This window comes from Marinobacter sp. V032 (assembly GCF_052645435.1).
Map to the genome: position 1 here is coordinate 1791648 of NZ_JBQXYE010000001.1, position 26667 is coordinate 1818314.

Annotated in this window: 20 protein-coding genes; 11 read left to right on the forward strand and 9 right to left on the reverse strand. The window is 55.5% G+C overall.

Annotated features, from left to right (window positions below; translation table 11 throughout):
- Positions 1 to 22: 22 nt before the first annotated feature.
- The 3 genes from ACUN9X_RS08255 to parE all read left to right on the forward strand — a co-directional run bounded on the left by ACUN9X_RS08255 (position 23) and on the right by parE (position 5244).
- Complete coding sequence (locus ACUN9X_RS08255) at positions 23 to 2686, forward strand: S8 family peptidase (RefSeq protein WP_260035981.1); 2664 nt, start codon at positions 23 to 25, stop codon at positions 2684 to 2686.
- Positions 2683 to 3186, forward strand: a complete 504-nt coding sequence (locus tag ACUN9X_RS08260) for a protease complex subunit PrcB family protein (RefSeq protein ID WP_260035979.1) — start codon at positions 2683 to 2685, stop codon at positions 3184 to 3186. Before ACUN9X_RS08255 ends, ACUN9X_RS08260 begins: the two co-directional genes overlap by 4 nt.
- A 162-nt stretch (positions 3187 to 3348) precedes the next feature.
- Positions 3349 to 5244: a DNA topoisomerase IV subunit B gene (gene parE, locus ACUN9X_RS08265; RefSeq protein WP_260035978.1), complete on the forward strand. Its 1896-nt coding sequence runs from the start codon at positions 3349 to 3351 to the stop codon at positions 5242 to 5244.
- A gap of 111 nt (positions 5245 to 5355) precedes the next feature.
- On the opposite strand, the gene ACUN9X_RS08270 is transcribed toward parE, so the two are convergent.
- A complete protein-coding gene (locus ACUN9X_RS08270; RefSeq protein ID WP_445472750.1) occupies positions 5356 to 6567 on the reverse strand; it encodes an EAL domain-containing protein in 1212 nt (403 codons plus the stop codon).
- Positions 6568 to 7269: 702 nt separating this feature from the next.
- Here ACUN9X_RS08270 and ACUN9X_RS08275 point away from each other — a divergent pair.
- Positions 7270 to 7833, forward strand: a complete 564-nt coding sequence (locus ACUN9X_RS08275) for a cytochrome b (RefSeq protein ID WP_445472751.1) — start codon at positions 7270 to 7272, stop codon at positions 7831 to 7833.
- Between the two features lie 58 nt (positions 7834 to 7891).
- The gene (locus ACUN9X_RS08280) at positions 7892 to 8482 is read left to right on the forward strand and encodes a YceI family protein (RefSeq protein WP_445472752.1); all 591 of its coding nucleotides are present in this window, start codon (positions 7892 to 7894) and stop codon (positions 8480 to 8482) included.
- 64 nt (positions 8483 to 8546) lie between these two features.
- On the opposite strand, the gene ACUN9X_RS08285 is transcribed toward ACUN9X_RS08280, so the two are convergent.
- Together ACUN9X_RS08285 and ACUN9X_RS08290 are read right to left on the reverse strand one after the other, a co-directional pair.
- Positions 8547 to 10184, reverse strand: a complete 1638-nt coding sequence (locus ACUN9X_RS08285; protein ID WP_445472753.1) for a methyl-accepting chemotaxis protein — start codon at positions 10182 to 10184, stop codon at positions 8547 to 8549.
- Positions 10185 to 10315: 131 nt separating this feature from the next.
- Positions 10316 to 10501, reverse strand: coding sequence for a hypothetical protein (locus tag ACUN9X_RS08290; RefSeq protein ID WP_260035969.1), 186 nt, complete (start codon positions 10499 to 10501; stop codon positions 10316 to 10318).
- A gap of 365 nt (positions 10502 to 10866) precedes the next feature.
- Here ACUN9X_RS08290 and parC point away from each other — a divergent pair, with 365 nt between their 5' ends.
- Complete coding sequence (gene parC / locus ACUN9X_RS08295) at positions 10867 to 13164, forward strand: DNA topoisomerase IV subunit A (protein WP_445472754.1); 2298 nt, start codon at positions 10867 to 10869, stop codon at positions 13162 to 13164.
- Positions 13157 to 14380 (forward strand): phosphoserine phosphatase SerB, encoded by a 1224-nt coding sequence (serB, locus tag ACUN9X_RS08300; RefSeq protein WP_445472755.1) that lies wholly within the window; start codon positions 13157 to 13159, stop codon positions 14378 to 14380. The genes parC and serB overlap by 8 nt, the downstream gene beginning before the upstream one ends.
- Before the next feature lie 75 nt (positions 14381 to 14455).
- On the opposite strand, the gene ACUN9X_RS08305 is transcribed toward serB, so the two are convergent.
- The 3 genes from ACUN9X_RS08305 to epmB form a co-directional block, all read right to left on the reverse strand.
- Positions 14456 to 16540 (reverse strand): EAL domain-containing response regulator, encoded by a 2085-nt coding sequence (locus ACUN9X_RS08305; RefSeq protein ID WP_260035965.1) that lies wholly within the window; start codon positions 16538 to 16540, stop codon positions 14456 to 14458.
- A 193-nt stretch (positions 16541 to 16733) separates the two neighbouring features.
- Positions 16734 to 18545 carry a GTPase gene (locus ACUN9X_RS08310; protein WP_445472756.1) on the reverse strand — a complete coding sequence of 604 codons (1812 nt, stop codon included), beginning with the start codon at positions 18543 to 18545 and terminating at the stop codon, positions 16734 to 16736.
- Between the two features lie 287 nt (positions 18546 to 18832).
- Positions 18833 to 19864, reverse strand: coding sequence for an EF-P beta-lysylation protein EpmB (gene epmB, locus ACUN9X_RS08315; protein WP_445472757.1), 1032 nt, complete (start codon positions 19862 to 19864; stop codon positions 18833 to 18835).
- A gap of 45 nt (positions 19865 to 19909) precedes the next feature.
- On the opposite strand from epmB, the gene efp reads away from it, so the two are divergent.
- Both efp and epmA read left to right on the forward strand, forming a co-directional pair.
- On the forward strand, positions 19910 to 20482 hold the full coding sequence (gene efp, locus ACUN9X_RS08320) for an elongation factor P (RefSeq protein WP_260035961.1): 573 nt from the start codon (positions 19910 to 19912) through the stop codon (positions 20480 to 20482).
- Between the two features lie 22 nt (positions 20483 to 20504).
- Positions 20505 to 21485: an EF-P lysine aminoacylase EpmA gene (gene epmA / locus ACUN9X_RS08325; protein ID WP_445472758.1), complete on the forward strand. Its 981-nt coding sequence runs from the start codon at positions 20505 to 20507 to the stop codon at positions 21483 to 21485.
- 30 nt (positions 21486 to 21515) lie between these two features.
- Here epmA and asd read toward each other — a convergent pair whose 3' ends face one another.
- Positions 21516 to 22382, reverse strand: coding sequence for an archaetidylserine decarboxylase (asd, locus tag ACUN9X_RS08330; protein ID WP_445472759.1), 867 nt, complete (start codon positions 22380 to 22382; stop codon positions 21516 to 21518).
- A 5-nt stretch (positions 22383 to 22387) separates the two neighbouring features.
- The gene (locus ACUN9X_RS08335; RefSeq protein ID WP_445472760.1) at positions 22388 to 23200 is read right to left on the reverse strand and encodes a sulfurtransferase; all 813 of its coding nucleotides are present in this window, start codon (positions 23198 to 23200) and stop codon (positions 22388 to 22390) included.
- 415 nt (positions 23201 to 23615) lie between these two features.
- On the opposite strand from ACUN9X_RS08335, the gene motA reads away from it, so the two are divergent.
- Positions 23616 to 24467 carry a flagellar motor stator protein MotA gene (gene motA / locus ACUN9X_RS08340; protein ID WP_260035956.1) on the forward strand — a complete coding sequence of 284 codons (852 nt, stop codon included), beginning with the start codon at positions 23616 to 23618 and terminating at the stop codon, positions 24465 to 24467.
- A gap of 33 nt (positions 24468 to 24500) precedes the next feature.
- The gene (gene motB / locus ACUN9X_RS08345) at positions 24501 to 25460 is read left to right on the forward strand and encodes a flagellar motor protein MotB (RefSeq protein ID WP_260035955.1); all 960 of its coding nucleotides are present in this window, start codon (positions 24501 to 24503) and stop codon (positions 25458 to 25460) included.
- On the opposite strand, the gene rsgA is transcribed toward motB, so the two are convergent.
- Positions 25450 to 26511, reverse strand: coding sequence for a small ribosomal subunit biogenesis GTPase RsgA (gene rsgA, locus ACUN9X_RS08350; protein WP_445472761.1), 1062 nt, complete (start codon positions 26509 to 26511; stop codon positions 25450 to 25452). The two genes, motB and rsgA, sit on opposite strands and share 11 nt — an antisense overlap.
- Positions 26512 to 26667: the final 156 nt, after the last annotated feature.

Genomic DNA, 26667 nt, shown 5'->3' on the forward strand with positions numbered 1-26667 from the left:
CAATACCGGGAGACAGCCCTGCATGAATAGGGATGGCAAGTTTACGCGAGCCACACTGTGGTTCATTGGCGTCGCACTTGGTGCGTCGCTGATCGGCGGTTGCGGGGGGGGCTCGTCAAGCGATGAGACCGGTCCTGACATCAGTGGCAGTATTGCGATTGAGGCGCGTACCCGCGTCGACAGTGATACGGCTGACGATATTTTCAGTGGCAATGCCGTTGATAACGCGACCACGCCTCAAAGCCTGCCCAGCCCAACGGTTGTTGGTGGATACCTCAGCGCCACCAATGGCGTCTATCCGCAATCGGGGCTGGATTATTACCGCGATCAACTAGACAGCTACCGATTGACGCTGACTGAAGATCAGGTCGTAACGGTTCAGATCTTTGACGTTGAAGACGCGTCGCTGGGCTTTCCCGTGAGCGCTTCGGTGGAACTTGCTCCCAGTGGCGAGTCGCGCCCACAGCGGCCTGTTTCAAGCAACCTGCCAGTTACCGTGTCGCCAGATGCCGGCTCTGACCCTGCAATCTATGAGCTGCGCTTGAGGGCGTTGTCCGGTATTCCGTTCCGGTATGTCATCTCCGTGTCGTCATCTATCGATGCGACGTCATCAAGTCTCAGTTATGCGTCACCCGATTGGGTGCCTGGTGAGGCGCTGGTGACAATGGCGGCGCCAGCTCAAACCACGGCATCGCTTGATGCGCTGTCCCCGTCTGCTGAGAAGGATTACCTTGGCCATGATGTCTGGCGCATACGGCGTTCTGGCACAGGGCAAGCACAGGTGCGCACCTTCACGTCAGCGGCCAACACCGCAGCAGAAAAGCGGGAGACGCTTGACTGGATTCGCTCACTGCGCGGCATGCCGGGAGTGATCAGCGCTGAACCCAACTATCTGTACCGGGCGCTGGCGGTCAACTCGATCGACGATCCTTTGTTCAATCGTCAGTGGCACTACTCCCTGATCAGTTTGCCCACGGCCTGGCAGGCTGTGCCAAGGCCGGGGGATAATGTACGGGTCGCGGTGCTTGATACGGGCTTGTTCAGCCGCACGCCGTTGAGCGGTGGCAATTGGCACCCGGATCTGGATGACGGTGACAAGTCAAATCTTCTGATTCTCAGCGCCTCCGATTTTGTGTCGGGCGAGCTGGATAATGACGGCACAGCGGGCCGCGATGGCAACCCGGCGAATCCCGGAACTGAAGACCGGTTTACGCTGCCCAGTTTCCACGGCACCCATGTTGCCGGCACTATCGCGGCGCTTGATAACACGGAAGGAGGTCTCGGTGTCGCGCCGTTTGCCAAGGTGATGCCGATCCGGGTGCTGGGTAAAAATAGTGAAGGCTCCAGCTCAGATCTCATCGCCGCCATTGATTCACTTGCGGCTTTGCCTGCATCGCAGCGCCCCCAGATCATGAACCTCAGCCTGGGCAGCACCGGCCGCAGCAGTCAGCTTGAAGCGGCGATTAACCGTGCGGCCAATGCGGGAATTCTGATAGTGGCCGCGGCCGGTAACGATGGCAACAGCATCCCGGTCTATCCGGCGGCGTTCGACAATGTTATCGGAGTCGGCGCCGTTGACGGGGGGCGGGTGCGTGCAGGCTACTCCAACTTTGGCAACTGGATTGACCTGGTTGCTCCGGGTGGGGATTCATCCCGGGACGGCAACAGCGATGGGGTGGCTGATGTGGTCGTCAGTGCCTGGGGGCAGCAGTCTGAAAATCAGTTCAGTCCGGGCTATGCCGGTTTGCAGGGCACCTCGATGGCAACACCTCATGTGGCTGGCGTTCTGGCTTTAATGAAAGAGCGATTGCCGACGCTGTCATTGGCAGAGTTTCGCGAATACCTGCGGCAGGGCGCTATCACAGACACGGTGGGCAGCCGAGCCGAGTACGGCTATGGTCTCATCAATGCGCTCAAGGCCGTCGATGCTGCCTCAGGCGGAGGGTTGGGCACCTTCCTGTCGGCCTACCCGAACGGGTTCCAGTTTGATGGTTCGGTCACGGACGCCAGTCTGACATTGCGCGTGGTACCCCAGGACAGTAGCCAGAATGTGTTGGATACCCTGTCGATTGATGCGTCGCCCGATTGGCTTGAGGTTACCCGTTCGACCACCACCGGTGATGCTGTGCTGAATGCCCGGGTGTTGGACGCCTCACAGGCCAAGCAAGCGGTTGTCACCGTCTCGTATCAAAATGAAACAGGCCGGCAAACCCTGGATCTGCCCGTCAACGTGCAGTTGGGAGATCCCGCTGAGGCCCGCGATGCCGGTCGGCATTTTGTGTTGCTCGTCAGAGCTGACAATTCAGGTATTGTCGAAGATCAGCGCGTGGCTGATGTCGTCAAAGGCCGATACAATTTCAGTTTTGATGAGGTGCCTGACGGCGACTACATTCTGGTGGCAGGGGCAGATACGGATAACAATGGCTTTATCTGCGAATCGGGTGAAGCCTGTGCGGAGTACCCTACCAATGGGTTGCCGCAGCCCATCAGTGTTGGGGGAGACAAGTTGCAGGGGCTGGTGTTGACTACCAGTTACCGTCGCCCTGAGCTGGAAAGTCAGGCCCTGGATGACCAGGCGAAAGGGAATCCGATGTTGCCGCGTGTTGATTTCAAAGGTTATCGGCTGATGAGCCCTGAAGACCTGTCTGACGCTGACACCCAGCGTTCAGAAAGGAGATTACGGTGATACCGGACAACCTGAAAACCGCCATGATGTTGGTCGTGTCTGCTTTGGGGTTAGTGGCTTGCGTGGCCTCTGGCGATTCTGGAACTCATGGGAATGCAGGGGGGGCAACTTCGCCTGTAAAAGCCGTGGCCTCAATGGCGCATTGCGGGTTTACGGCTCCCGGGCTGGTGTTGGCGACATCGGCTTCTGATTGGGCGCGCTTCTCGGACTCGCTGGGGGCCCGGTTGCCCGCATGGCCAGATCAGCCCGATCGCTGGTTGCTGGTGGCGAGTATGGGTAAGCGCAATACCGGTGGCTATAGCATCACGTTTAATAATGCCGAGCTGAACGATCAGCAACTCTCGATTGCGGTCAGCCAGCGTCGACCTGCGCCGGATGCGATGGTCACCCAGGCCCTGACAACACCCTGCGTGGTGCTTGAAATTCCGGCCCAGGGATGGCGTGAGTTGGTGGTGACCGGCGAGCCACCTTTCCCGGTACGGCGGTCGCACCCGCAGTAGTCTGCGCTGCCAATCAACGGATTCACCCGTCACCTACAAAACAACCGTTGATCTTTGCCGTTGAATCCCTAAGCTAGTGTCTGCGGTATGGCCGGGCAGCGGTCCTTGTGCCCGCACATTGTTTTCCCAAGCTTCGTGAACAGATCGATCCAGAGATACCCTATGAGCCAGAAGCAGTACAACGCCGACGCGATTGAAGTCCTCAGTGGTCTTGACCCGGTACGCAAACGCCCGGGTATGTATACCGATACCTCACGGCCCAATCATCTGGCTCAGGAAGTGATCGACAACAGTGTCGACGAAGCCCTTGCAGGTCACGCCAAGCGTATTGATGTCACTCTGCACAGTGACGGCTCGCTGTCAGTTGAAGATGACGGCCGGGGGATGCCGGTTGATATGCACCGTGAACACGGCGTGCCTGGTGTCGAGCTGATCCTTACCCGGCTGCATGCCGGCGGCAAGTTCTCTGAAGGAAACTACAATTTTTCCGGTGGCCTCCACGGGGTTGGCGTATCGGTCGTGAATGCGCTGTCCAGTCATCTGGAAGTGGCCATCAAGCGCGATGGTCAGCTCCATAGCATGACTTTTGCCAACGGACATAAACTGACTGATTTGGCGGTGGTCGATACCGTAGGCAAACGCAACACCGGCACCCGCCTGACCTTTACGCCGGATGTATCCTATTTCGATAGCCCGAAGTTCTCGGTGAGCCGCTTGCGTCACAACTTGCGCGCCAAAGCGGTTTTGTGTCCGGGATTGACGGTGACATTTTTGCAGCAATCGTCCGGCGAAAAGGATGAATGGTGCTACGAAGACGGCCTGCGGGATTACCTGCGCAGCGCACTGGCGGATATTGAACTGATTCCAGCGGAGCCTTTTACCGGCTCGATGGCGGGCAACAAGGAAGAAGTGGACTGGGCCATTCAGTGGCTACCGGAAGATGGCGAAGCGCTGATGGAGAGTTACGTCAACCTTATCCCGACGGCTCAAGGTGGCACCCATGTGAACGGTTTGCGGACCGGTTTGCTGGAAGCTATGCGCGAATTCTGTGAGTTCCGCAATCTGTTGCCCCGGGGCGTGCGATTGTCGCCGGAAGATATCTGGGACCGGTGCAGCTATGTGCTGTCTTTCAAAATGCAGGAGCCGCAGTTCTCCGGTCAGACCAAAGAGCGTCTGTCATCCCGGGAAGCCGCCGCGTTTGTCTCCGGCGTAGTCAAAGATGCTTTCAGCCTGTGGCTGAACCAGCACACTGATATTGCCGAGGCGCTGGCGGAGCTGTTTATCAACAACGCCCAGCGTCGTCTCAAAGCGAGCCGCAAAGTGGCCCGCAAGAAAATCACCCAGGGGCCAGCGCTGCCCGGCAAACTTGCGGACTGTTCCGGCGTTGACGCTCAGCGCTCTGAACTGTTTCTGGTGGAAGGGGATTCTGCAGGTGGTTCTGCCAAGCAGGCCCGTGACCGCGAGTTTCAGGCGGTTATGCCGCTGCGGGGCAAAATTCTGAATACCTGGGAAGTGGATTCGGGTGAAATACTGGCCTCCCAGGAAGTTCATGATATCGCGGTTGCGATTGGTGTAGACCCGGCCTCGGATCAGATTGACGGCCTGCGCTATAACAAGATCTGCATTCTTGCCGATGCGGACTCAGACGGCCTGCATATCGCGACGCTGCTATGTGCCTTGTTTGTTAAGCATTTCAGGCCTCTGGTCGCGGCCGGTCATGTATTTGTCGCTATGCCGCCGCTGTACCGGGTCGATTTGGGGAAAGAGACATTCTATGCCCTGGACGAACACGAGAAGCAGGGCATTCTGGATCGAATTGAAGCGGAAAAACGCCGTGGCAAGATTTCGGTTACACGCTTCAAGGGCCTGGGTGAAATGAACCCCCTGCAACTGCGTGAAACCACCATGGCGCCGGATACCCGCAGGCTGGTGATGCTTACGCTTGAAGATGATGACGGCACGGACGAGCGCATGGATATGCTGCTGGGTAAAAAGCGGGCGTCTGATCGCAAGGTGTGGCTGGAAGCCTACGGCAATATGGCAGACGTCCCGGTTTAGTGGGGGCTGATCGATTCTGCTGTATTCCGTTACATTGATCAGCAGCTCCGGCTTGCTTGGCTCTATAGTGTTCAAGCCATGAGCCCCGTTTTTGGGCTCATGCAATCAGTGTCAGCGGGCGAGGATGTCGCAGCAGAGTACTTTGATCTCGTCATTGAGATGAAACGCAAACGAGAGCGTGACGCACATATAGGCGCCAGTGACCGAAAGGTACGGCGGTGTCACTTGCAGTTGCTCCGGCTGGTTTAGTGCCTGGCGGAGATAATGCTGGCGGAACCAGTCGGCGTTGGAGGTGTTTTCCAGTGGCCGGAAGCGGGGGTCAAAGGCATCGACCAGTTTTTCTGATGTCAGCGTATCTTCTATTTGCACGCCAAGCTCGTTGATCAGATAGCAGCGTGACACCGTTGGATGGTTCGACAGGTCATGACACGCGGCATCGAAGTACATACCCTCCCGAAGTGACGACACGGAACTCATGAACAGGCGACCAAAGAAGCTGGTTATTTCGTGAGTCGGATCAAGCTGGGCCTGGTTGCTGATCTTGTAGTCACTCAGTAAAGAGTCGAAATCCGACACTGTTTTGATGACTTCTTCCAGCTCCAGTCCCGGGCGTTGGAAGAAAAATCCCTGCACAAAATCTACCCCGCCATCAATAGCGATCATGGCCTGTTCTCGGGTTTCAACGCCCTCAAGCAGCACCAGACAGCCGGATTGGTGGAGCAGTGACACAATACCGTTGAGAATCTGTCGCGCCCGCTTGTCGTCGGTGGCGCGGGTCAGAATCTGGCGATCAAGTTTGACGATATCGGGCGCCAGGTTCCATATCCGCTCGAAATTGGAGTGTCCGGCTCCAAAATCATCAATGGCCGTCAGGCAGCCGAGCTCCTTGTAGTAATTGACGGTTTCGCGCAACAGCTCGGCGTCATCTGTCGGCTGTTCTACAATTTCGACGACGATGCGGTGGGGTGGAAAACCGGTGCGCTGGAGCAGCTGGCCAAAGAAGGAGTCGCGTTGTTTGCCGGTGGCGACTACTCGGGGTGAAACGTTGAGGAACAACCAGTTTACTTCGTCGGTCAGCGAAGCAAAGTTCTGCACATGCAGGTAACGGCAAAGCCTGTCCAGCAAGACGTTTTCAGGGTCAGACGCCGGTAGCTGGAAAAGGTGCATCGGCAAGACGCTGACATTGTCGTTATCGAAAGCGCGGATGAGTGCTTCATAGCCTACGATGCGCTTATGGGAAATGCTGAATATGGGCTGGAGTGCAGTACGTAGAGTCAGGCCCTGAAAGCTGGCCGACCACCCATAAGGATGATGGTCGAGCATAGGAGTCAGTAACTCCAGCTCTTGTCCCATACTGCTGTTTGAGGCCTGCTTCGACATTATGGCTACGACGGTTGCTTATCGATAATCGATGTAGAAAGCGAAGTAAGTGACAGGTGTACGCTGAAAATGTGGTCGCTTTGAAGCCACTCAGCCACTGGAGAATGCCAAATAAGGGGAGGTGGCACCAGTAAAACCCGGTAAAAATACGTAAAAATTAAAACGCTTTCAGTAACTTGGTAGCTGGAAAGGTTGTTCTGAGGGGGCGGCGGGCCCTACGGCGATGAGACAATACACCGTTTCGGCCCACAACTTTACCGCGGGATATCAGTTATTGCTTGGGATTACGACGTTTTCGTCAAATTCGATTTCCATTGCTTTCACTCCTTTATTGTTCATTAATGACTTGTTTGAAAACCGGCTGCTGGTAAGTGTTTGCGTGCACTCCAACAGCGTCGTCTATGGTTGCAATAATCGGAGTTTAGTCGCTCGATCACAATCCGTAATATCCCTATAAGACTATGGTTTAGTGTTGGTTAAGAGTACATCTGTCCAGTATTGGTGTGGTGGTATTGGTCAGTTTTTCTGATTGAGGTATCCAAAATATTCACCTTGGCATTGCGGTGTATGCTTTTTACTATGCTTAAGGCACTCGCCAGCGGCGCCAACGCCCCGGATCCTCCATTGATGCAAAGGAAGCGCACTATGTCTGCACCCGTCGTAAATACTGCTGACCGATACGGCTGGGTCAGTATTGTTCTGCACTGGGTGGTAGCGCTGGCTGTCTTCGGGCTGTTCGCGCTGGGAACTTATATGGTTGATTTGACCTATTACGACAGCTGGTATCGTTCGGCGCCGCATATCCATAAGAGCATTGGCCTCTTACTGTTTGCTATGGTGCTACTCAGGCTGCTTTGGCGTCTTGTTTCACCAGTGCCGCATTCATTGTCCAACCACAAACGCTGGGAGAAGGTCAGTGCAAAGGTTGCTCACGGCGTGCTTTACCTACTGATTCTGGTGGCCATGGTAAGTGGTTATCTGATTTCAACAGCTGATAACTCAGGTATTGACGTATTTAACTGGTTTACTGTGCCGTCACTGACTGGTCGACAGAAAGGGCTGGAAGATACGGCAGGCCTGGTGCATTACTGGGCAACCTGGGGGCTGCTCGTGCTAGCTGTCATTCATGGTGCGGGGGCACTGAAACATCACATTATTGATCGGGACGATACCTTGCGGCGTATGCTGGGAATATCCCGCAGAAGATAACTGACAACGTCAGACAACTCGATATTCACGTAACCCAAAAGCGTTTAGGAGAAGGACTATGTTGAAGCAACTCGCGTTATCGTCGGCGGTATCGTTGGCCATGGTTGGTGGCGTTCAGGCTGCTGATGAAGCAAGCGGTACTTATGCGTTCGACAAGAAAGGTAATCACCAGTTTGTGATGTTCAAGATTTCGCACTTGGGGTACAGCTGGCTTTACGGCCGCTTTAACGAGTTTGACGGCCAGTTCAAATACGATGCCGAGAACCCTGGCAACAGCTCGGTAGAGGTCTCCATCGACACCGAAAGTGTCGATACCAACCACGCTGAGCGGGACAAGCATATCCGCAGCGACGATTTCCTTGCGACTGGCGAGTTTCCGGAAGCGACATTCAAAAGCAAGCGCATCGTGATGGATGACGACGGTGATGAAGCCGATATCATCGGCGACCTGACCCTTCACGGCGTCACAAAGGAAATTACCCTAGAAGCGGAGATGATCGGTCATGGCAAGGATCCCTGGGGTGGCTACCGCATGGGCTTTGAAGCTGAAACCGAGCTGCGTCTGGCTGATTTCGGTATCGACAAGGACCTCGGCCCGTCATCCAAGACACTGGAAATGATTATTTCGATTGAAGGCGTTCGTCAGTAAATCGAAAGAGCCGCTGATAAAAAACACCGCCATATGGCGGTGTTTTTCGTTGTGGCGCTATATGTTACACCCGACAGCGACCGACCTGGGTGTCGAGAGTTGTGGCATAGCCGGCCAGCAATTGGCTGATCTGATTGATTTCCGTTGACCGTTCATCGCTGCTTTGGGCGAGATCGTTGATGCGAACAATGCTGCGATTGATCTCGTCCACCACTTGAGTCTGCTCTTCTGTGGCAGATGCCACGCTGGCATTAACGTCGCTGATGCTGTTCATCGCGCCCAGAATGGCGCCCAGTTCCCGCTCAGCTTCGCTGGACAGCTTGACCGTTTGAGTGGCCTGTTCGTTGCCCTGTTCCATGACGGACACGATATTCGATACGCCGGTTTGCAGTGTGGTGATCATCGACTGGATATCAGCAGTTGATTCCTGGGTGCGTTGGGCCAGCGTTCGCACTTCGTCGGCCACAACAGCAAAACCGCGCCCCTGTTCGCCGGCCCGCGCTGCTTCAATAGCCGCATTGAGCGCCAGCAGGTTGGTTTGTTCGGCAACACCCCGTATCACATCGAGTACTGATGTGATGTTGCTCGAATCTTCAGATAGTTTGCGGATGACATCGACCGCTGTTTTGATCTGCTCTGACAGACGATGGACTTCCTGGGATGAATTCTGAATGATGCGTGCGCCTGACTCGGCGTTTTGCTGCGCGCTGTGAGTGACTTCTGCAGCAGTTGATGCGTTGCCGGCGACTTCTTCGATGGCACTTTGCATTTCGTTGATGGCGGTTGCGACCTGGGTGATTGCATCGGTCTGCTGGGTAATGCCCTCGCTGTTCTCGCTGGCGGCCGTTTCAAGTTGCCCGGCACCCTGGCTCAGTTCTGTCGACAGTGTCTTTATTTCACGGACCATGGCTTGCAGGTTGCCGAGTACCGCATTGACGCTTGCGGACAGGCGACCGAGATCGTCGTCCAGTTCTACCGGAACCCGGTGGCTCAGATCGCCTTCGCCTTCGGCAATATCGTTCAGTCGACGGCGCAGTTCGTTCATGGCGCCGCCAATCAGCCGTATACTGATCAGGAATATTATGCCGCTGACAGCCAGCACGAGCACTGTGATCACCACCGTGATCATCATGCTGCGATTCCCCTGGGCAGTGGCCGCTTGTGCCGTTATCAGCGCTTGCTCATCGGCAAATGCACCAGCGACATCGTAGTGCTGTCTCAAAGACGAGAATAGGGGCAGCGCCGTTGCCTGAAGCGTGTCCCGGGCCGCTTGCGCCTGGCCATTGGTGGCCATGGCGTTAACCTGATCGGCTGCTGTTTTCCAGCGCTTGTAATCCTGCTCGAAGCCATTGAGTTCTGCTTTGATGTTATTGGCAGCCAGCAGGTTTTTGACTGTCGACATGCGGTCTAGCGCCTGCTGGGCATTTTCCTCGAAGTCTTTAAGAAGGCTGTCAGTCGGGTTGCCGGATTGCGCGGCAAAAATGAGATTTTGTTGGGCGGTGTAGGCCTGGTAGAGGTCGCGATCGGCGTTCAAGGCAGCGCTGACAGCAGGCTGGTAGTTCTCGGTGAGACGTGCCGTGTCGTTGACAAAAACCTGTGTGGTCACAAGGTTCATTACGCCAAGCCCGACAATGGCCAGCGCTGTTAAAGCAAACGGAAGAACGATCTTGGTCTTGAAACCCAGTTTACTAATGAGCGACATACGTGCTCTCCGATACAGGTTATTGTTATCTGTATTGTCAGAATAGCAACCATCGCAAGACTTGCGTGATATTCAGGATTTGGTGGGGAGCCTGATGGTGATGAGAGGGCAGATGTTTACCGGGGCATGGTCTAATGCTGGGCGTGGTCACACTGGCAGAGACGGTATTGGCGGAAAATCTGGCCGCTGAATACCACGACCCAGATCAGAAGACCGGCATAAACGTAGATGGGGGCGGGGTTCCAGGTGCCGCTGATAGCAAATTCAACGAGGAACATCAGCCCCAGCGCCAGTGCTGCATTGATGCAGGCGGTCATGAACGCCCGGCCGCAGGCCTTTAATAAGAGTTTCAGTGTATCTGTTCGCATAAAAGTACTGAATGACCCCGATAGAAAACGATACCTGCATGAGTTCCGGATACCCCACCCCGGTCAAGCTTATACGGATGGGATATGCAGCAACTGGTGGTTTGTTGATCAGCGCACCAGTCGGGAAAGAATAGAGAGACTAAGATTCCGGCTCCATTCGTGGATTCCGCTATTTATAGTCAGAAAATAGCAATCAACCGACCGCAAGGGTTGGTGTGATCGGTCTGGGGTTCCTATAATGGCCGCTCGCCGGAATTTGGGCGATCGGCGCACAGGCCGAATTTGAAAGACAACCGGGCAGCAAAGAGGCTTCTATGCCAGAGTTTCAGACGACCGACGAAGGTTTTGAGCGCGTTTCATTACGGGATTATACCGAGAAGGCGTATCTCGATTATTCCATGTACGTCATTCTCGACCGGGCGTTGCCCCATGTCGGCGATGGTCTGAAGCCGGTTCAGCGGCGGATTATTTATGCGATGTCCGAGCTGGGTCTGAAGGCGACAGCCAAATACAAAAAATCTGCACGTACGGTCGGTGACGTGCTGGGTAAGTTCCACCCCCATGGTGACAGCGCTTGCTATGAGGCAATGGTGCTGATGGCCCAGCCGTTCTCGTATCGCTATCCACTGGTGGATGGGCAGGGTAACTGGGGCTCGCCTGATGATCCCAAGTCTTTCGCTGCGATGCGTTACACCGAGTCTCGTCTTGCGCCGTTTGCCGAGGCCCTGCTGAGTGAGTTGGGGCAGGGCACAGTCGATTGGGTGCCCAATTTCGATGGTACGATGGACGAGCCCTCAACTCTGCCTGCACGGCTACCCCATGTGCTGCTCAACGGCACCACGGGTATCGCCGTGGGCATGGCCACCGATATCCCGCCCCACAACGTGCGTGAAGTCACCGCTGCCTGCGTGCGGCTGCTGGATGAGCCGGAAGCGACGGTTGAGCAATTGTGCGAGCACGTAAAGGGACCGGATTTTCCAACCTACGCTGAAATCATCACGCCGCGCAAAGACCTGCTCCAGATGTACAAGACCGGCCGCGGTTCGCTGCGGATGCGGGCGCGCTGGATCAAGGAAAACGGCGAAATTATTGTCAATGAGCTGCCGCATCAGGTTTCCGGCGCCCGTGTGCTTGAGCAGATAGCCCATCAGATGCAGGCCAAAAAACTGCCGATGGTGGCAGATCTGCGAGATGAATCCGATCACGAAAACCCGACACGGCTGGTGATCGTGCCGCGTTCCAGTCGGGTCGATTTTGAAGGCCTGATGGCGCACCTGTTTGCCAGCACCGATCTCGAGAAGAGTTACCGGGTCAACCTCAACATGATCGGTATAGACGGCCGTCCGCAGGTGAAAGACCTGCGCACCATGCTTGCAGAGTGGCTGAGCTACCGCACAACGACCGTTCGTCGTCGACTGCAATTCCGTCTGGATAAGGTACTGGCGCGTTTGCATATTCTGGAAGGTCTGTTGATCGCCTACCTGAATATCGACGAAGTGATCGAAATTATCCGCTATGAGGACAAGCCCAAGGCCGAGTTGATTCGCCGTTTTGGACTGTCGGAAGATCAGGCTGAAGCGATTCTCGAGCTTAAATTGCGCCACCTGGCCAAGCTCGAGGAAATGAAGATCAGGGGAGAGCAGGACGAGTTGGCGATTGAGCGTGATTATCTGCAAGGCACGCTCGGTTCTGAATCGAAGTTGCGGAAACTGATCAAGACTGAATTGCTTGCGGACGCAGAGACCTTTGGTGATGACCGCCGTTCGCCGCTGGTTGAGCGTGGTGAGGCTCGTGCGTTCAGTGAAATTGATCTTGTCTCCAACGATCCGGTGACCGTCGTCCTTTCCGAGAAGGCCTGGGTGCGAGCGGCCAAGGGGCACGATATTGATCCTGCCGGTCTGAGTTACAAATCCGGTGATCGCTACGCGCTTCAGGCAAAAGGGCGCAATAACCAGCAGGCGATTTTCCTCGACTCCACCGGTCGGGCCTACTCTTTGATGGCCCACAGCCTGCCCTCCGCTCGCGGACAGGGTGAGCCCTTGTCAGGTCGCATTAATCCGCCGCCCGGCGCCACTTTTTCAGGTGTTTTGATGGGAGAGCCGGCACAACAGGTATTGCTGGTTACAGATGGCGGTTACGGCTTTGTGTCCACGCTGGAAAGCATGATCAGTAAGAACCGGAATGGCAAAGCGGTGGTGTCAGTGCCCAAGGGCGCGCGAATCATGCCGCCGATGCCGGTGAGTGCAGGTGAAGACCAGTACCTTGTAGCGATCACCAATGAGGGCCGCATGCTGGTCTTCCCGCTGGCAGAGTTGCCCGAATTGGCCAAAGGCAAGGGTAACAAGATCATCAGTATTCCTTCCGCACGAGTCCAGTCCCGTGAGGAGTTTGTCGTGGCGTTTGCCGTGTTCCGTCCGGTGGACCAGCTTGTGATTCAGGCGGGCAAACGCAAGATGTCACTCCAGTTCAGCGATCTTGAGCATTATCTGGGTGAGCGCGGTCGTCGGGGGCACAAGTTGCCTCGAGGCTTGCAGCGCGTTGACTCGCTCGAAGTGGTGGCCGCTGCAGCCGACCTTGTGACCTCAGAAGAAGGAAACAACGACAGTGAGTGAGCTTGTACTGATCAACGTATCGGGCAGGGACAAGCCGGGTCTGACGTCTGAAATCACGGGCATTATGGGTCAATACGATGTCCGTATTCTGGATATCGGGCAGGCTGTTATCCACGACCATCTGACCTGGGGCATTCTGGTCGAAATCCCGAACGAAAAAGATGCACCGCAGGTGATTCGTGATCTGCTGTTTCGTCTGCATTCACTGGATCTGCAGGTGCATTTCGCTCCGGTTAGCGAAGACGAGTATCTGCAGTGGGCTGCAGGGCGCAACCGTGCATGTTACATCGTGACGTTGCTGTCCCGGGATATCAAAGCTGAGCAGATCGCCCGGGTATCGGCCATCACCGTTGAGCACGGCCTGAATATCGACAATATCAGCCGCTTGTCTGCGCGGCCCTCCCTGAATCCGGCGGATAATCGCATTGCCTGTGTGGAGTTTTCGGTACGTGGTACGCCGGGTAACCTGGAGTCTCTGCGTTCGGATTTTCTGCGGATTGCCGGCGAGATGAATGTCGATATCGCCTTCCAGGAAGACACGATATTCCGGCGCAACCGCCGTCTGGTTGTGTTTGATATGGACTCAACGCTCATTGAGGCTGAAGTCATCGACGAGTTGGCGCTGGAAGCAGGCGTCGGTCCTCAGGTTGCAGAGATCACCGAGCGTGCCATGCAGGGCGAGCTTGATTTCAGTGCGAGCTTTGCCGAGCGTCTGGCACTTTTAAAAGGGCTTGATGAGAGTGTGTTGGTAGCGATTGCCGCCCGCCTCAAGCTGACAGAGGGGGCCGAACACCTGATTCGAAGCCTTAAAGCTCTGGGGTACCGCACGGCGATTTTGTCAGGTGGCTTCACCTACTTCGCACAACACCTGCAGGCGAAGCTGGGCATTGACTATGTCTATGCCAACCATCTGGAAATTGAAGACGGCAAGGTGACCGGTCGCGTGTCCGGAACTATTGTTGATGGTCGGCGCAAGGCGGAATTGCTGCGGGAAATTGCAGAAAAGGAAGGCGTATCGCCTGAGCAGGTTATCGCAGTGGGTGATGGAGCCAACGATTTGCCGATGCTGAGTCAGGCCGGTCTGGGAATCGCCTTCCGGGCGAAACCGCTCGTGAAGGAATCCGCACGCCACTCGATTTCGACGTTGGGTCTCGATGCGATTCTGTATCTGATTGGTTTCCGCGAAAGTGAAACCGGACAGGCTCTGAAAAGCTAAAGCGGTGTGGACGACATGAAAGTGGCTGACCGGGTTGTTCCGGTCAGCCACTTAACGTTGAAGCATCAGGTCTACTTATTGATCGCCAAAGTCGTAGTCCATCTCAGGAACCGGCGCTTGCAGGTAGTAACCCTGAATATAGTTCACGCCAGCCTGCCATAAGGTGGCCAGAACGGCCGCGTTTTCAACCAGCGGGATGATCGTGAGCTTGCCAGAACTCTGCAGCGATTTGACCATCTCCTTGATTTCATCTTTGACTTCTTCACTCTTCTGAATCTCTTCAGTAAAGGATCCGTCGATTTTCACGTAGTCCACATCAACGTGCTTGAGTGTGTTGAACGGGTTCAGGGCACAGCCAAACTGGGATATTGATACTTTGCAGTGCAGTTCGTGTAATGACTTGGCGAACTCCTTTGCCTGCTTCATGTAGTTGTTGGTATCACCCTCACGAAGCTGGAAGACCAGTGCATCGCCGGGCAGTCTCGCTGCCTTGAGGGCGACACTCAGCCAGGCGCTGAAAGTCTTGTCCTGAATGGTTTCGCCGGTGACGTTGAGGAACAGACGGGTGTCGTGGCCTTTTGCCCGATGGCTGGCCAGGTGCTTGATAGTTTTAAGCACCACCCAGCGATCAATTTTGATCGCGGTATCACTGGGGCCTGCAGGTGGCAGGAAGTCGTACGGAGACACTTCCTCGTTGTCCTTGTTGAGCATCCTGACGAATGCTTCGTAATGCTCTTCACCCTCACCACGCAGGTTGATAATGGGTTGGTACAGAAGACGGAAGCGGTCTTCGTCGAGTGCCTTCTGGATCGCCTCGATTGAATTGCTTTCATCGAGCGCTTCGTATGCGGCAGGGTTATAGACCAGAACGCCGTTGCCTTTTTCGTGGCCTTCCATTTTGCATACTTCGGACGACGCGGTATGGGCACGACCGAGAAGATCGGCTGCCTTGGGGGAATTCTCTGTGATGGCAGCAATGCCGATACTGACGGTGAGCTGGATTGTCTTGCCGGAGATTTCAAACAGATGATCTTCAACCGCTTTGCGGACTGATTCACTGATTTCAGCCAGCTTGGTTTCCTGGCAGGGCAGGGACAGCAGCCCGAATGCATCATCGCTGAGGCGCGCAAGCGTCATATCATCGCCGACCTTGTCACGCAGGATGTTGGCAATGTCGCCCAGCAGCAGATCCGCCCCGGCAATGCCGAGCTGGCTTTTGACCTGCATAAAGTCATCCAGCGCAATGTAGGCGAGTCCGCCGGTCTGGTTGTTCTCACCGGCCGTTACAATAACCTTGCCTAGCACGTCCATCAGATGCTGACGGTTATAAAGGCCGGTCAGGAGGTCCTGGCTGCTGATTTGTTTGAGTTTTTCTTCCAGTTCGGCGTTGTTTTGCTCCGGCAGCACAACGACTTGAGTGCAGGGCTCGCCGTCATAGGTTGCAGCGGAGACCTTGATGATGATGTCCAACTCGGTGTCATCGCTGCGTTTCGCCGTGCACTTGAGCGACATGCCGTCCTCTTTGTGCTCGGCAAACGCCTTCATGAACTCCTTGTAGGCGCTGTGGCTGCCGGAGTTCAGTGTGTCCAGCAACGGAATGCACATCAGCTCATCAATGTCGTCATAGCCGAAGAAGTCCATATAGGACTGGTTGGCATAGATATGCATGCCGTCATTGATATAGGCGATGGCATCTTTCGAACTTTCAAGTAGAAGCTGGCAGCGCTGTTCGGATTCCCGCAGGTGGGATTCAAGCGTGCGGCGTTGATGGCGTTCGCTCAGGCTTGCCAATTCGCGGTTAACCGTCAGCATGATCAGATCGGAGTAATCCGCCGGTACAGTCGCTTTGGCGCCCATCTTCATGACAGCGACGGTGCGCTCGCGATCAAAATCAGGTGTCAGCAGTATGACGGGAATGTCCTTGTCGAGCCGCTTGATCAGATTCAGGGCAGAGTCTGGTGACACATCCTGCTCGATATCCCGGGCCAGCATCAGATCCCAGTTACTGGTTCGCAGAGCTTCTTCGAGATCTTCCTCGGACGTGACGCGATGGGCGCGGGCCGCCCTGCCTGAGTTTCGGAGCAGGCTGACCAGAACTTCAGCATCATTTTGGGAAGGATCAAGGATCAGCAGATGAACAGTCGTATTCTTCTTCTGCATTCGTAAACCATCTCGCGCAGACCCGTTGCCGGTCGTTGTCAGCGGCACGCGGGTGATTAAATTCTTATGGACTTGGTCGTAGTATGCCTGAAATCAGTGTTGCGTAGTGTTTCACTTGGTGACTTCAGGACGTAAGTAAGTGTTCTGCTCGTGTTTTTGCGAACAGAACACTCCTTAGCCTAGCCTAAAAATCTTACAGGGATGGCCAAAGAGAGTCGAACTCGTCTTCGGTCGTATTACCACTGCGATTGGTGGGATCAATGTCCGGTGTGGTGCTGCGGTTCTGAAGGCGTAGTTCGAACTGGCTAATGCTGCCGGTTGCAGCTGTTCGCTTGGATAATTGACCGCTATCTTCCCGGCCGCTCTGCAGCAGCATGATGCGGCTACCCTGCTGGAAGGGAAGGCGAGGCGTAATCAATGTCGGTGGTTGGTCGATAGCGCTGACTTCCGGTAGCAGGAGCCCGCGGAGGTACTCACTGCTGTTGCCGACTTTTTGGATCAGTCGTACGCCACAGGGTGATGCGTTGGGAGCCAGTAATTCGATACCGATCTGGGTGCCCTGAGACCGAAGCTGGCGAATCCAGCGCACTACCGCGACACTCCAGGGGTGCGAATCCTGCTCACGAACTGCGAGCACTTCGCCGGTTTGCAGCGATGGTGGCATCTCGCTTTCCCAGCTGACGCAATAACCGCCAGGGCTGGTGTTAACCAGAGGCGTGCGGTAAATCTTGTGCTGAGTGACCCGGTGCCCCTCGGTTTCCACCGAACCGCCCGCGCCGCGGAAGGTAATGGGTGTGTCGGCCGAAGTCGAGAGTACGTCGTCAATCGGGGTGGCATCGGGGGCGTTTGCCCAGGCATCGTTTCGGCGACGTGCGCGGCTGAGAAACTGGTTCTCTTCTTCGTCATCTTCTGTTGGCTTTGTCTCGCCACTGGCCACAAACTGCTTGAAGGTTTTCTCGCCCGCAATGTAATAGTGCGCTGCTGACAGACCGACACAGACCTGCAGCGCGCCCTGGCTGTGAATGCGTTTGAAATTGCGCTTGGTAAGGATGCCAAGTGCCTGGCTCAGGTGGGTGAGCAGGTTGTCGGAAACATTGAGCGGTACTTCAAAATCGCTGTTACCACCGTGACGGTTCTGTTTGGCATGCAGATGCTCGGCAATTTCGGTTGAGAGCGCGACGGTGTCAAATCCGATGCAGTCGCCGCCGGCATCGTCTTGTAGCAGGCTGCGATAGATGGGGGCGGCATCGCGTTCCAGGTTGATGACGAACAAGGCGCTGCCCAGACTCTCGACGCTGCAATCCACGCGATCTGTCCAGTTTTCAAACAGCTCGTAAGCGTTCACCAGTTCGTTCTGGCGCAGCTGATTGGGGCGACAGCAGCCCAGCAGCACGATGCGCTTGTAGGCGTCGCTGATGGTACTGGCTTTGCGGTGCATCAGGTCTTCGTCTTCAATCGCAATATCGGCGAGCTTGTTTCTCGTGGCAAAGCGGTAAACCCGGTGACACTCGAGCCAGCTTTTGGAGGGGCTTGGGCAGTAGAGTTGCTGAGCTCGCAAGATGGTCTGGCCGAGATCACTGATCACGCGATGGCTGGCCATCGCAATCGATTTCCGGTTTTTGTCGATGGAGCCGGCATCAAGCAATTCGATCAGACTGGTTTTATATCCATTTGCCAAGTGCAGTTGCAGGGCCTGGGACAGGTTGGCGATTTTGCGCTGCTTTTCGGGCAGAGCGATTGCGAGTCCGAGGTAGTGACGGGAGAGCTCGCGGCAAACGAAGGTAATGCGAGGCCGAACCAGTTCCAGCAGCGCCAGTCGCTGCTGTGGCGCAATCATCAGTTGATTCAGCTCAATAATGGCGTGATAAAGGCGTCGGGAGGTCTCGCCAATATTTGCGATCGGCAGTGCGCCAATCCATTTTGCAAAGGCTTTCGGTGTCGCGTCGCAGAAGGAAAGGCTGGCGATCTTCTGTTCCGGTAGTGTCAGATCAGGTTTCAGTGTCATACCTTTCTTACGGCTCCCTGGCTTGGGCAGATGTTTGCTTTTGTAATATGTTGCCCTGATCGCGCGGTTTACCGGTGGCTGTTAACGCGAAAAGAAAAGACCGGAATTACATGTCGTTATGAATACCCACCTACTGACTTTAAAATAGCAAAGGCATTTCAGAAAGCCAGAATCTGCTGACTTGACATTGTTTAACAAAAAATTACGAAATTTTTGGTGTGCTTGGCAGTTTTCTGCTCTTTTTTACTCTGTGGCGCGCAGCTGACGCAAGGGCAGGTCAGTGCGCTTCAAAAATTCAGTGGCGTCTTGCTGGGCTTTCCGGGGATTTCCCGAACCAGTTTCGGCACCAGAAAGCCGGGAAGTTGTGCCGTCAGTTCCGCCACAATGGCTCGGGCTTCATCGTCAGGTACGTCAAAATGGGCTGCGCCGGCAACGGGATCGAAAGCGTGGAGGTAATACGGGAGTATGCCGGCATCAAAAAGTGCTTCGCTCAGCTCGGCCAGTGTACCGGCAGAATCGTTTACGCCGCGCAGGATAACACTCTGATTCAGCAGGGTGGCGCCGGCAGTCTGTAACCTCTGTGCAGCCTGTTTGACGGCATCATCGATTTCCCGGGCGTGGTTGATGTGTAAAACCACTACCTTCTGCAGACGACTGCCGCCAAGCCAAGTGATCAATTGGTCATCCACACGCTGGGGAATAACCACGGGTAAGCGGGAGTGTATTCGAAGGCGTCGGATATGCGGAATGGCCTCGATTGCTGACACCCATTGGGCCAGCAGTTGATCATTGACTGCCAGCGGGTCGCCGCCACTAAAGATCACTTCGTTGATTTCCGGGCTGTTGCGCAGCGTGTCCAGTGCCTGCTCTCGCCCGTCAGGCGACATCCGGTGTTCCCCGTAGGGAAAGTGTCGACGGAAACAATAGCGGCAGTTTATTGCGCAGGTGCCGGTGACCATCAGCAAAGCGCGGCTCCGGTATTTGCGTATCAATCCCTGTTGGGGCGTGTGATTCGCTTCCTGCAGCGGGTCGGTGATATAGCCGGCAGGTGTTTCGGACTCCTGATCCAGCGGCAATACCTGTCGCAGGAGAGGGTCGTTGGGATCGCCAGGGGTGATTCTGTCCAGATAAGGCCGGGGTACCCGAATATTGAACAGGCGATGGCCATCCTGAGCGCCGGTCAGTAATGACGGGCTCAAGCCGAGTTCCGCGAGCAGTGTTTCCGGGCGATTAATGGCCGTGGCCAGAGCCTGCTGCCAGGTTAAACCGGAATCTGGGGCGTGACGGGCTTCTACAGAAGCAGCGGTTCGCTGTATCATGAGCCCCTTTGATTTTCTAACAGCGATATTTCAGGTGAGATTTTCATGGCTTCGTATTCTACCAATGAATTCCGCAGCGGTCTTAAGGTTTTGCTCGACGGCGATCCTTGTACCATTCTCGAGAACGAGTTTGTAAAGCCCGGCAAAGGTCAGGCATTTAACCGGGTGCGGTTGCGTAACCTGAACAACAACCGGGTGTGGGATCGCACATTCAAGTCCGGTGAAACGCTGGAAGGCGCGGATGTTGTCGAGCAGGAGATGGAATATCTGTATACCGATGGCGAGTTCTGGCATTTCATGGTCACGGACGGTTCGTTCGAGCAGTACCCGGCCGATGAGAAGGCTGTCAGTGATTCACTAAAGTGGCTCAAAGAGCAGGACGTCTACACTGTGACCCTGTATAACGGCGCGCCTTTGTCTGTGTCACCGCCTAACTTTGTTGAGCTTGAAGTCGTGGATACCGATCCAGGTATGAAAGGCGACACCGCGCAGGGCGGCACCAAGCCGGCAACGTTGTCGACTGGCGCTGTGGTAAGCGTGCCGCTGTTCATCGTGATCGGCGAAATGCTGAAAGTGGATACCCGTTCCGGTGAATACGTCAGCCGCGTGAAGAGCTGATTGATCCGGATCCGGAGCGCGTATGTGTCCTGATGACAGCTGGCAGTCAATAGCTTCCCTGGATGCGCTGCGCGAGCGGGCGAAGCTACTGAGCTTCGTCCGTCAGTTCTTTGATGCCCGTGATGTGCTGGAGGTGGAAACGCCAGTGATGGCGCGCCACGGGGTATCTGATATCCATATTGACAGTGTCTCTGTCGATACCCGCCCTGCGCCTTGTTTTTCCGGTGGCCAGTGCTTTCTCCAGACATCCCCTGAATATCATATGAAGCGCTTGCTGGCCTGTGGCAGTGGTGCGATTTATCAGGTGTTTCGTGGTTTTCGTGATGGCGAGCGTGGCCCCCGCCACAATCCCGAATTTTCATTGCTTGAATGGTACCGCCCCGGATTTAACGATCATGCACTGATGGATGAGGTCGGCGAGCTTGTCTCAGGTTGGCTTGGGATTGCCGTGCCCGAGCGCGTGCCCTATCGTCAGTTGTTTCTGGAAATCCTGGACGTCGATCCAATGCTGGCGGATGTGAAAAGCCTGCGTCGCTTGGCGGGAGAGGCAGCAGGAGATGCCGGTTTTGCGGCCGATCTGGACCGCGATGCGTGCCTCGATATTCTGATGACCCATTGTATCGAGCCTGCCTTGCGGTCACGGCCTGCGGTATTTGTCCATGATTATCCGGCAAGTCAGGCGGCATTGGCTCGAACCCGAATTGTTGATGGATTCCCTGTTGCGCATCGCTTTGAGCTATATCTGAGTGGCGTCGAACTCTGTAATGGCTATTGGGAACTGACAGACGTCGCCGAGCAGCGGCGGCGGTTTGTCGCTGACAACCGGGCGCGTCGATTGGCTGGAAAGGTTGAGATGCCTATTGATGAGAATCTGATGGCTGCGCTGGACTCTGGGCTGCCGGATTGCGCCGGTGTCGCGCTCGGACTGGATCGCCTGCTCATGTGTGGGCTCAAGAAAAAGGCCATCAGTGACGTGATGGCCTTTCCAATAGAGCGGGCGTGAAAGGTTGTTGCAAACCTGCTGCGCTCAGCCTCAGTCGCCCTTACGGGCAATTGCCTCACCCATTCGCAACACGGTTTCTGCTTTCAGTTGTTCGGACCATTGCATGGTGCCTTTGGGCATCAGTAGCACCACGGTTGAGCCAAGCCTGAATCGACCCATTTCGTCACCTTTCTCAAAGGCAATCGGTGCTTCGCCGGAATAGTCTACAGCTGATAACTCGCCCGCCTGAGCGCCGTTGGGTGCCACAATGCCGGCCCATGTGGTTTCCACGCTGCCTACGATCATCGCGCCGACGTGCACCATGGCCATCGGGCCCCACTCGGTATCAAAGGTGGTCACCACCCTTTCGTTGCGGGCAAACAGATTGGGGACATTCGCTGCCGTGACAGGGTTGACCGAAAATAAGCGGCCGGGAACGTAAACCATCTCACGCAAGGTGCCCGCCAGCGGCATGTGAATGCGGTGATAATCCTTTGGAGCAAGATAGATGGTGGCAAACTCGCCATTCTCGAAAGGCTTGGCGCGCTGGCTATCCCCCCCCAGCAGTTCTATCAGATTGAACGACTGTCCTTTGGCCTGGAATATCCGGCCATCCTCAATCGTTCCGAGTTGGCTGATAGCGCCATCGACAGGGCTGGCCATCGTCTGTGCATCGCTATCAATCGTCCGTACACCCGGCTTCAGGGCGCGGGTGAAAAAGTCGTTGAAAGTGGCGTAAGACTCAGGATCGGGGTTGAGGGCTTCACTCATATCGACGCCATAGCGCTTGATGAACCAGCGGATGACGCGGTTTTTCATTTCAGGCATACGATCATTATCGGCCAGTCGTCCGGCCAGACGCGACAACCCCAGTTGGGGTGTCAGGTACTGGCTCATTACAAAGAGCTGGTCTCGCATCAGGTTTACTTCTCCACGGGAGTGTCAGGATGATTGCCCCATTCCGCCCAGGACCCGGCGTAGGCGCGGATGTTGGGGTAGCCCAACACTTTGCCGACCAGATACGTGAGGCCGGAGCGGTGATGGGTCTGGCAATGGGTTATCACTGTTTTGGTCGGCTCAATGCCGACGGCGTGCAGCATTGAACGGAGCTCTGCTTCGGGTCGGAGCCGGAATTCGCGAGCCGGGTCCATCGCCTGGGTCCATTCAAGATTGCGGGCGCCGGGAATATGACCGGATTTGGCGGCCGCAATGCGCTGGCCATGGTATTCAGCCGGGGATCGCGCATCCCAGATGATCTGCGTGCCGGAATCCAGTCCCGAGATGATGTCCTGCAGGCTCGCATCAGGCTGTTTCTGGAGTTCGAACGTATAGTCTGTAGGCTTCGGATCGGGCGCGTCGGTCGTCAGCTCCAGCTCTTCTGCTTGCCAGGCCAGCCAGCCACCGTTGAGGTAGCTGTAGTGTTGATGGCCGATACAGTCGAGCAGCCAGATAAAGCGACCGGCCCAGCCACCGCCTTCGTCGTCGTAAACGACCACATGGGTGTCAGGTGTCATACCCAGGCGGCTTGTCAGCTCTTTCAGTGCGGCTAACGAGGGCAGTGCACCGGGAGCTGGTGGGAGGCCAAGCTGGGTTTCATGGGGGTGAACATACACCGCGCCGGGGATGTGCCCGCTGGCATAGCGCTCGGGGTGACAAAGATCGACAAGCAGGATGTCGGGCTCGGTCAGTAAAGGTTCAAGCTGGTCTGGTTCGATTACCAGTGGCAGATCGTGCATGATGATTCTCGCGCTGCTTGTACAGAACACGGGAGCCGGGCGGGCCAGTGTTAATGTGGGCTGAAATTGCCGGCATAGTCTAACAGAACGCCCGAAGGCGGGTCAGATGAGTTTGCCAGCCACATGACGGACTATAGTAATAGAATAATGGTTGTGAACGGTGGGTGGCGATGGCTATTTTTTAGCGATAGTTTCCGGCACTTGCTATGATTCCGGCAAATCTGCAAAACAGCTATCGGGTTATCAGCGGGCGCTTTTGATCGCTACGGATCAAAACAGAAGACTACAGATCGCTACAGATCAGAAGGCGCCATTATGATTTACTGTGCTGTCGAGTAGTCTGAAAACAGACAATAATTTAAACGGTACCTTACAGGGGCCGCGAATCCTTGTGGTGGGGGCGCTCTAAACCGATATGGCATTAATCCTCGGTTCGATCATTGTTATTGCCTGTGTATTAGGCGGGTATGTGTTGGCCCATGGTGAAATCATGGCGCTCTGGCAACCGCTGGAGATGCTGATTATTTTTGGTGCGGCCCTCGGCGCCTTCATCATTTCCAACCCAATGCACACCATCAAGGAAACCTTCGGTGGGGTCATGCGGCTGTTAACGGGGTCGCCGTTCAATAAAGCCTTCTATATGGATCTTCTCAGTCTGCTGTATGACGTTTTTGACAAATCCCGTAAACAGGGGGTTATGGCGATTGAGGAGGATATTGATAACCCGGGTGAGAGTCAGATATTTACGCGCTATCCGGCGGTGATGAAATCCGAGCATTTGCTCGCGTTTGTGACTGATTACCTGCGTATTATCAGCTCCGGCAACATGGCGCCCCATGAGCTGGAAGGCTTGATGGACACCGAGCTGGATAACCGCGAGCACGAATTGCTTGAGCCTTCCCATGCCCTGTCAAAAGTCTCTGACGCCCTGCCGGGCCTGGGTATTGTGGCGGCTGTATTGGGGATCGTCATTACCATGGGATCCCTGGGCGGGCCACCTGAATTGATCGGCCTGCACGTGGCGGCAGCGCTGGTGGGTACTTTCATGGGTATCTGGGCGGCCTACGGCTTTGTTGGGCCAGCGTCGACCGCGATGGAACATCAGGCGCAGTACGAACTCCGGGCCTACGCATGTGCCAAGGCTGCCATTATCGCGACGGTGTCCGGCCAGGCACCGCAAATGGCGATTGAGTTTGGGCGCAAGGCCTTGCCTAGTGACAAACGACCGGGGTTTCAGGAGCTGAATGATCACGTGCGCTCCAAGTAGTCGTTCCACCATCATGTTAAGTAGAGGTTAGCGGTGGAAGAACAGCCGATTATCGTCAAGCGCGTCAAAAAAGTTTCCGGCGGCCATCACGGCGGTGCCTGGAAAGTTGCGTTTGCCGATTTTGCGACAGCGATGATGGCGTTTTTTTTGGTGCTCTGGTTGACCAGCTCAGCCTCGGACGCCGAGAAGCAGGCTATTGAGGGCTATTTCAAGGATCCCGTCGGGTTCATGGAGGCAGCCAGTCGGAATCCGATTGATCTCGGGGGCAGTGCATCGGTTGTCGATTCGACCAGTGCTGATGTGGCGGACAACGAAATTCGGCTGGAAGACCAGAAAATTGAGGAGCTGGCGGATTCACTCGAGCAGCGGCAGATGCAGACGTTGTTTCAGGATCTCAAAGACCAGATCGAGAGCAGCGAGACCCTCCAGAAGTTCAAGGATCAGCTGTTAATTGACATCACCGATGAGGGGCTCCGTATCCAGATTGTCGATCGTTCCCAGCGACCGATGTTCGACAGCGGCAGTGCCCGCCTGAAGTACTATTCCCAGGATATCCTGTTTGAACTTGCCAAGCCGCTGGGTGCTGTGACCAACAAGCTCAGCATCACCGGCCACACCGATTCTTCGCCTTTCGTGGGCCGTCCAGGCTATACCAACTGGGAATTGTCCTCTGAGCGGGCGAACACTGCCCGGCGTGCTTTGGTAGCGGGTGGCGTTCGGGCGGAGCAGATTGGTCGAGTGGTGGGGTTAAGTGATTCGGTTCTGTTTGATAAAGACAATTCCCGGGCACCAGTGAATCGCCGTATTGCCATTATCGTGCTCAACAAGAAAACAGCCGATGGTATTCAGGCCGATTCGGGGGCTGATGCCCAGCCACTGATCGATCTCACGCTGCCGAGCGAAGCTGAATCAGAAGAAGCCCGCAAGAAGCTCGAATCCGGTGCCTGGTTCAAGGGTGAGCCAGACACAGATCCAAATGACGTCAGCTGGTAGTGTCCGTGGTTGACGCCTGCCAGTCAGACTGCTCCATTTCCGCATAGATCCGCTTGAAACTCTGCATCCGCTGGATGCTGATGGTGCCGTTTTCGGCAGCTTCGGTAATCGCACAGCCGGGCTCTGACTGGTGCCGGCAGTTTCTGAACTTGCAGTGGCCAATCAGCGGCCGAATTTCCCGAAAGCCGAATTGAAGCTGCTCGACTGACATGTGCCAAAGACCGAATTCGCGGATGCCCGGTGAATCAATCAGTGTGCCGTCGCAGCTCAGGTGAAACAGTCGGGCAGTGGTTGTGGTGTGCACGCCTTTGCCGGTGCTCTGCGAGACTTCCCCGACTTTCAGTGCGGCGTCCGGTAACAGTTGGTTGATAATCGACGATTTACCCACCCCGGATTGCCCGACGAAAATGCTCGTGCGGTCAGTCAGCAGTGCTTCGATGCTGGCGTCAATCTCGGTTTTGGATTTGGTCGACGTGATCGCGACCGTGTAGCCAAGTGACGTGTAGCGTTCCAGCAAGGCGTCGATCTGGAGGCGGTTGGCGTCTGTCAGCAAGTCGGCTTTGTTAAGCAGGATGACGGGCTCAATGTCGCAGTTTTCAGCGGCGACCAGATAACGGTCGATGAGGTTGTCATGAGGTTCCGGCTCTGGCGCGATCACCAGAATGACGCGATTGATATTCGCCGCTACCGGCTTGAGCTGACCGAATTTGTCGGGGCGTTGTAACAGGCTGCTACGCTTCTGAAGTGCGACAATAACCCCAAGATCTGAAGCTCCCGGGCGCCAGATTACGCGGTCGCCGGTAACCAGCGCCTCAAGGTTGGTGCGCACATGACAGCGCATGATCTCGCCGTGTCGCTCACCTTCCAGCGCCTCCACATCGATCTGCTTGCCAAAGTGAGCGATGATAAGACCAGTCTGCTCGTCGCCCAGTTCCCCTGACTGAAGCTGGCGGTCAATGTTGCGCTCGGTGCGCGTGGCCCGGGCAGCCCGCTCGCCCTGAACCTTCTCAATCCGCCATTTCTGCTGTCTGTTAAGGCGTCGTTTAGCCATTCACCACAACCACCGTTTCACTACTCCTGTTCAGCATAATCGATCAATTGTGCCATCATACCACCTGTTACCGACGAAGCTGTGAATAAGGCGCATCTGTTTGAGATGCGTCCTGAAACACCGTTTAGTCGAGGTGTCGGAATAATCAATATTCAG

Excerpts from the sequence above, each read along its gene's own strand:
- ACUN9X_RS08335 (WP_445472760.1), bottom strand. The coding sequence starts at position 23,200 with ATGCACGATCTGCCACTGGTAATCGAACCAGACCAGCTTGAACCTTTA.
- epmB (WP_445472757.1), bottom strand. The coding sequence starts at position 19,864 with ATGATACAGCGAACCGCTGCTTCTGTAGAAGCCCGTCACGCCCCAGAT.
- epmA (WP_445472758.1), top strand. The coding sequence starts at position 20,505 with ATGTGTCCTGATGACAGCTGGCAGTCAATAGCTTCCCTGGATGCGCTG.
- ACUN9X_RS08305 (WP_260035965.1), bottom strand. The coding sequence starts at position 16,540 with ATGCAGAAGAAGAATACGACTGTTCATCTGCTGATCCTTGATCCTTCC.
- ACUN9X_RS08275 (WP_445472751.1), top strand. The coding sequence starts at position 7,270 with ATGTCTGCACCCGTCGTAAATACTGCTGACCGATACGGCTGGGTCAGT.
- asd (WP_445472759.1), bottom strand. The coding sequence starts at position 22,382 with ATGCGAGACCAGCTCTTTGTAATGAGCCAGTACCTGACACCCCAACTG.
- parE (WP_260035978.1), top strand. The coding sequence starts at position 3,349 with ATGAGCCAGAAGCAGTACAACGCCGACGCGATTGAAGTCCTCAGTGGT.
- efp (WP_260035961.1), top strand. The coding sequence starts at position 19,910 with ATGGCTTCGTATTCTACCAATGAATTCCGCAGCGGTCTTAAGGTTTTG.
- ACUN9X_RS08270 (WP_445472750.1), bottom strand. The coding sequence starts at position 6,567 with ATGCTCGACCATCATCCTTATGGGTGGTCGGCCAGCTTTCAGGGCCTG.
- ACUN9X_RS08280 (WP_445472752.1), top strand. The coding sequence starts at position 7,892 with ATGTTGAAGCAACTCGCGTTATCGTCGGCGGTATCGTTGGCCATGGTT.
- ACUN9X_RS08285 (WP_445472753.1), bottom strand. The coding sequence starts at position 10,184 with ATGTCGCTCATTAGTAAACTGGGTTTCAAGACCAAGATCGTTCTTCCG.
- ACUN9X_RS08310 (WP_445472756.1), bottom strand. The coding sequence starts at position 18,545 with ATGACACTGAAACCTGATCTGACACTACCGGAACAGAAGATCGCCAGC.
- ACUN9X_RS08255 (WP_260035981.1), top strand. The coding sequence starts at position 23 with ATGAATAGGGATGGCAAGTTTACGCGAGCCACACTGTGGTTCATTGGC.
- motA (WP_260035956.1), top strand. The coding sequence starts at position 23,616 with ATGGCATTAATCCTCGGTTCGATCATTGTTATTGCCTGTGTATTAGGC.
- parC (WP_445472754.1), top strand. The coding sequence starts at position 10,867 with ATGCCAGAGTTTCAGACGACCGACGAAGGTTTTGAGCGCGTTTCATTA.
- ACUN9X_RS08290 (WP_260035969.1), bottom strand. The coding sequence starts at position 10,501 with ATGACCGCCTGCATCAATGCAGCACTGGCGCTGGGGCTGATGTTCCTC.
- rsgA (WP_445472761.1), bottom strand. The coding sequence starts at position 26,511 with ATGGCTAAACGACGCCTTAACAGACAGCAGAAATGGCGGATTGAGAAG.